This is a genomic window from Stieleria sp. (assembly GCF_041595215.1).
Lineage (GTDB): Bacteria > Planctomycetota > Planctomycetia > Pirellulales > Pirellulaceae > Stieleria > Stieleria magnilauensis.
Map to the genome: position 1 here is coordinate 1 of NZ_JBFHKV010000396.1, position 6,880 is coordinate 6,880.

Sequence of the window (6,880 nt, forward strand, 5' to 3'; positions counted from 1 at the left end):
CTCGGGGTCTTCGTGTTCTTTGGCGAGTTCTTCGAGTTCGGGCAACATCGTTTCGCGAAGTGCCATCGATTGTTCGGTCGCCAGTGCGAGCACGGGGTTGGCGTCGACCTCATTGAGCCCGCCGCTGGTCAGCGCGAGGACAACGAACATCACGGCGGCCAAGCCTGCGGCCCAGCGGAGCGGCTGGTTCCAGGGCTGGATGGAAACGCACTGAGTCGCATCGACGCGATGGAGGTGCGTGTTGGCTTCTTCGATTTGAAGCCGTTTGGCCGTCGAATGGGTATCAGACGTTTCGCCGGTGGCGGAGAGGAATTCCAGCGTCGTGATCGATCGGTCTTTCAGATCGAAGTGTTCGTCGATCAGTCGCGCGGCCGCTTGGGCGCTGCGGATCCGCGTGGCACCGATCAGCAATCCGATCAAACCGCCCAACAGGGAAATGGCCAACGCCCATCCCCAGTGCGTGGCGGGCGCTAATATAGCGCGTGTGAGTGCAAACACGAGTGCGGCGGCGGTGCCGATCAGCAAGCCCGATGTCACGCCTTGGGTGACCGAAGCCAGCCAGAGTCGCTTGCGTACCGAATGGGTCAGGGACTCAATGGGGCTCGTCGTCGGCGAGTCGCTGTGACGAGAACTTTGCGAATCGTTGCTCATGTCGGCCTCGAGAATCAACTCAAATGGGCGGTCGGGCGAAAAAGACTCGCTGTCTAGGGTAAGGGAGTCCCACCCACGGGGTCAAGCATCGAAAGCGACAAAATGCCCACGGGTTTCAGGCCCGCCGCTGGCAGCGAAGCCGGCCGCCGGCAGCCCGCTGGGGCGGCGGCACGGGCGATGCAACCGGTTCAGCTTTCGAAATCCGTCCGACCGGGCGGCCCGGGATGGATTCTGCGGCGATGAGAAGCTGTCGTGGTGTGCCAATCGATGGGATGGTGCAACGCTTAGAGCTGAATAAATGTCGATTGACGTGAAACCCTCACGCCTAAACGCCCCAATCAGGTGGGCCAAAACAGTCACTCGCCCCGAGCTGCATGAATCTGAGGAACTTTGACAGCGATTCGTCGTCCAACGTCGACGTTGGAATGTGCCGGGAAAGCCAATTCCCCGGGGTTTTTCGCACCTCAGCCACCCGGATGGGCCGGTGCTGGTTGTCTCATTTCGGCGTTCAGATCGTCACGATCGGCAGGGTCGACCACCGAAAAGTGACTGCATTGACCGTCGGAGCACGCATTTATTTGCGGGTTATTTCGGTCGAACTATACTCGGCACTCGTTTCTCGACCGTCCTCCAGGTCGAGGGACGGCTTGTCATTTTGCCTTGTTTTATTGGGCGGTTTGTTGAACCCGAGATCGCCCGACCCACAACACGATTGTCCACCCCACCGGCCGGTTTGCCGCGGATAGCGAAAGCTAGACGTATGCAGCGAAGCCCCCATGAAGGTCTGGTCTATGACTTCGCGTGAGCGAAAGAACTCAACGTCCAACATTGCTCCCCAGGACGTCATCGAGTCGAACATCATTGAGTCACGTTCTGCCGCATCCGCTGTTTCAGGGCGAAACAAGAAACGACGCTCGTCCAAGCCGCGTGAGTTGCGGCGACGTCGATTGCTCGAATCGCTCGAGCCACGACAGTTGTTGGCCGGTCCGCAACTGATCGGGATTCAGCCCAATGAGGGCGCCCTGATCACCGACGGAACCGTCCGTGATTCGTCGCCGCGCGTGCTGACGTTCGGTTTCGATGAAGATCAGGTCCTGGACTCGACAACGTTTGATGGCATCCAGATCAGTCGCGCCGGAGAGGACGGGCGATTGGGAACGGCCGACGACGTGGCGATCCAACGCGGTCTGGTCACCCTCGGCGACCCCAACCAGAACGAAGTGGTCGTTCGGTTTGCCGAATCGTTGCCCGATGACGACTACCGCATCGAAGTCTACGGATTCGATGACATCGGTCTGGGAATCACCGGGCTTCGCAACACCGCGGGCGAATTGTTTGTCCCCAGCAATCCCGCGCTACGCAGCGAGCGAATCGATTTTAAACTCAGCCTCGGTGCACTGGTCGAGTCGGTGGTTCCCCAACCGGTGATCCGCGACGCCAACGGCCAGCTCCGGCAAAACCGCAATGAGATCGTCGTCTACTTCAACGAGGATCCGCTGTTTGTCGAAGACGATGACAACGGCAATCCCACGATGCGGTCGGCGGAGAACCCGCGTTTCTATCAGCTGCTGTTCACACAAGAGACGGTTCGAACGACCGATGACGAGTTGTTCTTCCCGGACGAAGTGGTCTATGACGAAGCGACCCACACGGCGCGTTTGTTCTTCAGTGGTGACATCAACACCTTGCCGTCGATTGCCGCCGGTGAATTGCACGAAGGCGGAACGTGGCGGTTGCGAATCGGCACCGCCGTGGACGACCGCGTCGATCTGATTCTGCCGCCGCGTCAGTTGTCGGTGCAGCCCACCGCTGTGACCGATTTCCAGCACGAAGGGTTGCGGGTCGAATTCATCCTCAACCAGATCGGCGAAGCGGCCAGCGGGCGCGAAGTCCGATTCGAAAGCACCGGCTCGGGCGGCTTGTCGGTTTCTTTGGACGCCAACAACAACGTCGTGTTCAATTTCGGGCTTGCCGATCCCGCCGTGGATCCGCTGCCGACGGTGGACGAACTCAAAGCCGCCGTTGCGGCCACGCCTTCGGTTGCCGCCGTGCTGGCGGTTCGTTCGGAACGAAATGGCGACGTCAACGACGGTGGCGGATTGGAATTGCCGCGGAGTGTCATCGGTGCGCCCGCGCTGAAGATGACCGCCGTCGGCGACACGCTGTCGACCTCTCTGGACGTTGGTATTTTCGGGCAAGACAACTCGATCACCAGTGTGGTGGTCGCCGAATCGATCGACCCGCAACCGTACCTGATCGAACTGGCCGGCGGAAATGATGATCCCGGACACCGCGACCTTGAATTCGGCGTCGATGGACTGCGCGGTCATATCAATTCGAACTTCGGCCCCGACGCGCTCGATGGCATCACCGAGATCGCCTACAACTTTCAAGGGATTTTTGACAGCCAGGGTTCGACGGACTACTTGAACCAGATCAACGCGCGGCAAAAGACGCGAATTCGTGAAGTGTTGAACCTGTGGGCGGCCGAACTCGGCGTCCAGTTCCGCGAAACACTGAACGAAGGCATCACGTTTGCCGTCGGTGATACCGGCAATCTGCAAGCGCGCCCCAACACCACGCTGGTGCGATTCGGCGCCATCAGTTCCGTTCTCAATGCGTCGCTGCGGATCGATCCGACGTTCGGTGAGTCGGCGATCGTGTTCAGCAATCAAGCGAACTTGAATCTGGACTTCGGCGAGGATTTCACCCGCAAAGCGACCGCGGGCGTCGGCTTCCTGCTGGGGCTCGAGCAGGCTTCGGAGCTGCCACCCCAAACCACGATGGCGCTCGATTTTCTGTTCTTGAACCAGAACATTGACACGCCGCTTGCCGGGGTCGATTTGGAGCCGGTGTTCCCCAGCAACTATGACGTCCAGCACGGGCAATACCTGCACAATCCCGACAGCGTCGACATCGACCTGTATCGATTCGAAGTCAAGTTGGGTGACGAAGACAAGGTCGGGACGTTGACGGCAGAATCCTTTGCCGAGCGTTTGCCCGATAGCAGCCTGTTGGACACCACACTGTCCTTGTTCGAAGAAACGCGGGCAGCGGCGGTTTCGGATCTCGGCTTCGGATCCTCGCTCGGCGTGACGTTTGAAGCCTTGATCACCGGGCGATCGGGTAACGGAACGGAAGTGCGATTCATTCGATCGGACCGAAACTTCGGTGACGACGAAATCCGCGTCAATCGCGTCTTTGACAACTCGGGCAATCCGATCGCCAACGCCGTGTTGCTGGACCTGCCCCGCAAAGGCGTCTTCATCAGCACCGTGACGGCTCAACAGGTCGTCGATGCGATCAACAATGACCCCTTCGCCAGCTCGATCCTGCGGGCGTCGGTCTCGCTGGGTGATCCGGCTTCGGATATCAGCGTCGGCGCCGCGGCTCCCTTGCCGGTCCGGCTGCAAGGTGGTGGTCTGACCAAACTCGCCCAGAACGATGATTACTTCAGCGAAGATTCTCGCATCATCGCGTCGCTCGACGAAGGTGTTTACTACGTCGGAGTCTCCGCCAGCGGCAACGATCAATACGATCCGACGATCCCCGGCAGCGGCTATGGCGGCCGCACCCAGGGCGCGTACGAACTGCACTTGAAATTCGAGCCGTTGGTCGACGAAGTGGACGTGATCCGCGACCGAGACAGCAGCCGCGTCGGAGTTCCGGGGACGCCCTTGGACGGTGACGGTGACGGGAAACCCGGCGGCGCGAACAATTTCTGGTTCCAAACGCGGCCCGAGCACCGGATCCTCAACTTTACCGACGACGGCGACGCGGTTGTCCCCCGTCAAACGATCACGATCGTGTCCGGTACCGGTATCGTTCGGACTTACGAATTCGTCCCCAGCGGCGGTCAACCGATTCCCGGCAACGTTCCAGTCTTCTACAGCGACGGCACCAGCGGCTTCCCGACGCCCGGTGGCAACTTGGCTTCGGCGTTGGCCTCGGCAATCAATTTCCGCCAAAACGAAACCGGCGTGTCGGTCGTGCGGGTCGGTACCGGATTGGAATTCACCGGCGAGCGTCGGATCGCGTTGTCCAACGGATTCCGCGCAGCAGTCGCGATCGGTCGCAACATCTTCGTCGACAAGACCGCCGGGCCGAACGCCGACGGCAGCTTGGAAAATCCGTTCAATAATATCGCCAATTCGGACGTCGCCAACGCGTTTGGTTCGGCAATCGAAGGCGACATCGTTCGCATCGTCGGCAACGGCGGTCTGGACGGTCTGGTGGAAACCGAAGTCGATAACTTCAGCTACAAGATCGGTCTGACCGATGTCGGCGGCCGATCGCTCGAGGACGGCCGCACGATGGACGTTCCCCGCGGTGTCACGACGATGATCGACGCCGGGGCAATCTTGAAACTCCGCGGCTCGTACATCAACGTCGGCAGCAGCACCTTGCAGGTCGACCGCAGCGGCGGCGCACTGCAAGTGCTCGGTGCACCCCGGTTGGTCGGATTAAGTTTGGAAGGCGATCCGGTTTCGACGACACTGATCAGCGATGTCGATGCGGGGCTGGAAGGCTACGATGACGGCAGCGTGATCTTCACCAGCATCCGAGATCGGATGGCCGATGCCGATGCCGCTGGGGACAGCCCGACCTCGAAAGCCGGTGACTGGGGCGGATTGATTTTCCGTCGCGATTTGGACCAGTTCGAAGGCCGCCGCGATCTGGAAGACGAAGGGATCTTCCTGCAGCGCGTCAATCACGCCGAGATCCGGTATGGCGGCAGCAGCAATGTGTTGATCGATTCGGTGCAACAGTTGGTCAACCCGATTCTGGTGATCAACCTGCGGCCGACGATCACGTTCAACGAAATCACCTTCAGCGCCGATTCGGCCATCAGTGCATCGCCGGACAGTTTCGAAGAAACGTCTTATCAGGCACCACGGTTCCAACAAGCCGGCGAGTTCACCGCCGATTACGACCGGATCGGGCCGGAGATCTACGACAACCTGTTGGTGGAAAACACGGTCAACGGCTTGTTCGTGCGGGTCCCGACGACCGCCACGCAAACTCCCCGCGCGATGACCGTTTCGGGACGATTCGATGACATCGACGTGGTGCACGTGTTGCCGGAAAACCTGGTCATCGCCAGCAAGCCCGGTGGATCGATCACCGACGGATTTGCACCGTCACTCGCGCTCGTCTCGGCCCGTCAGTTGCCCGGCGGATCGCTGGCGGCAGGCACCTACCTGTACAAGATGACGTTCGTCGACGATGACGGATTCGAATCGCTGGCCAGCGCCGATCAATTCAGTTTTACCGTCAGCGACGACGACAGCAGCGTGGAATTGACGGCGTTGCCGCTGATCAGTCGCGGCAACGATTATGTGTCGCGGCGTCTGTACCGCGCCGAAGCGTCAGCCAATCCGGAATTCCGCCTGGTCGCGGATCTGGGCGCCAGCTCGGCATCGTTCATCGATGACCTGGCCCTGGACGCCGGCACGGAGGGTTTGGTCACCTTGGATTTGAACCGAACCGGCACGCGTGGCCGTTTGGACGGTTCGTTGGTGATGGATCCGGGCATCGTGATGAAGCTCAGTGGTGCACGGATTGAACTGCAACCCGGCGCCGTGATGCTGGCCGAGGGTGACGGCAGCAACCCGATTGTGATGACCAGTATTCGCGACGACCGATTCGGCGCCGGCGGCACCTTCGACACCAACAACGATGACGGCTCGCCTGTCTTCCAAGCCCCCAGCCACGGCGATTGGGCGGGGATTTACGCCGGCCCGACTTCCTCGATCAGCATCGACAACGGCGTGATCTCTTACGCCGGTGGCATCAGCTTGATCGAAGGCGGTGAGACGATCGGCTTCGTCCCGTTGCAGCTGCAACAAGCCGACGGACGAATCACCAACAGCCGATTCGAGTTCAACGACAGTGGCCAAGACGGTGCCGGACCGCTGGGCCGCTTCGGTCGACTGGCCGTTGCCCCCTCGACGATCTTTATCCGCGGCAGCCAGCCGATCATCGTCGGCAATACCTTCATCGACAACGACGGATCGATCATCGATATCGATGTGGATTCGCTGACCGGCGATCGGGTGATCGATACCGGACGCGAGACCGGGTCGATCAACCGCATCAGCGAGCTGGACGACAACTTCGGGCCGATGGTTCGGTTCAACCGATACGACGACAATGATCTGCCGGGACTGGACCAAATCACCGGCATGGAAATCCGTGGCGGCACCTTGGCCACCGAAAGCGTTTGGGA

Annotated in this window: 2 pseudogenes; one reads left to right on the plus strand and one right to left on the minus strand. The window is 60.3% G+C overall.

Annotated features, from left to right (window positions below):
• A pseudogene (locus ABX749_RS16120) lies at window positions 1–651 on the minus strand (hypothetical protein); the annotation flags it as partial.
• 776 nt (window positions 652–1,427) lie between these two features.
• Between ABX749_RS16120 and ABX749_RS16125 the strand changes: the two are divergent.
• Window positions 1,428–6,880 (plus strand): annotated as a pseudogene (locus tag ABX749_RS16125) (peptidase); the annotation flags it as partial.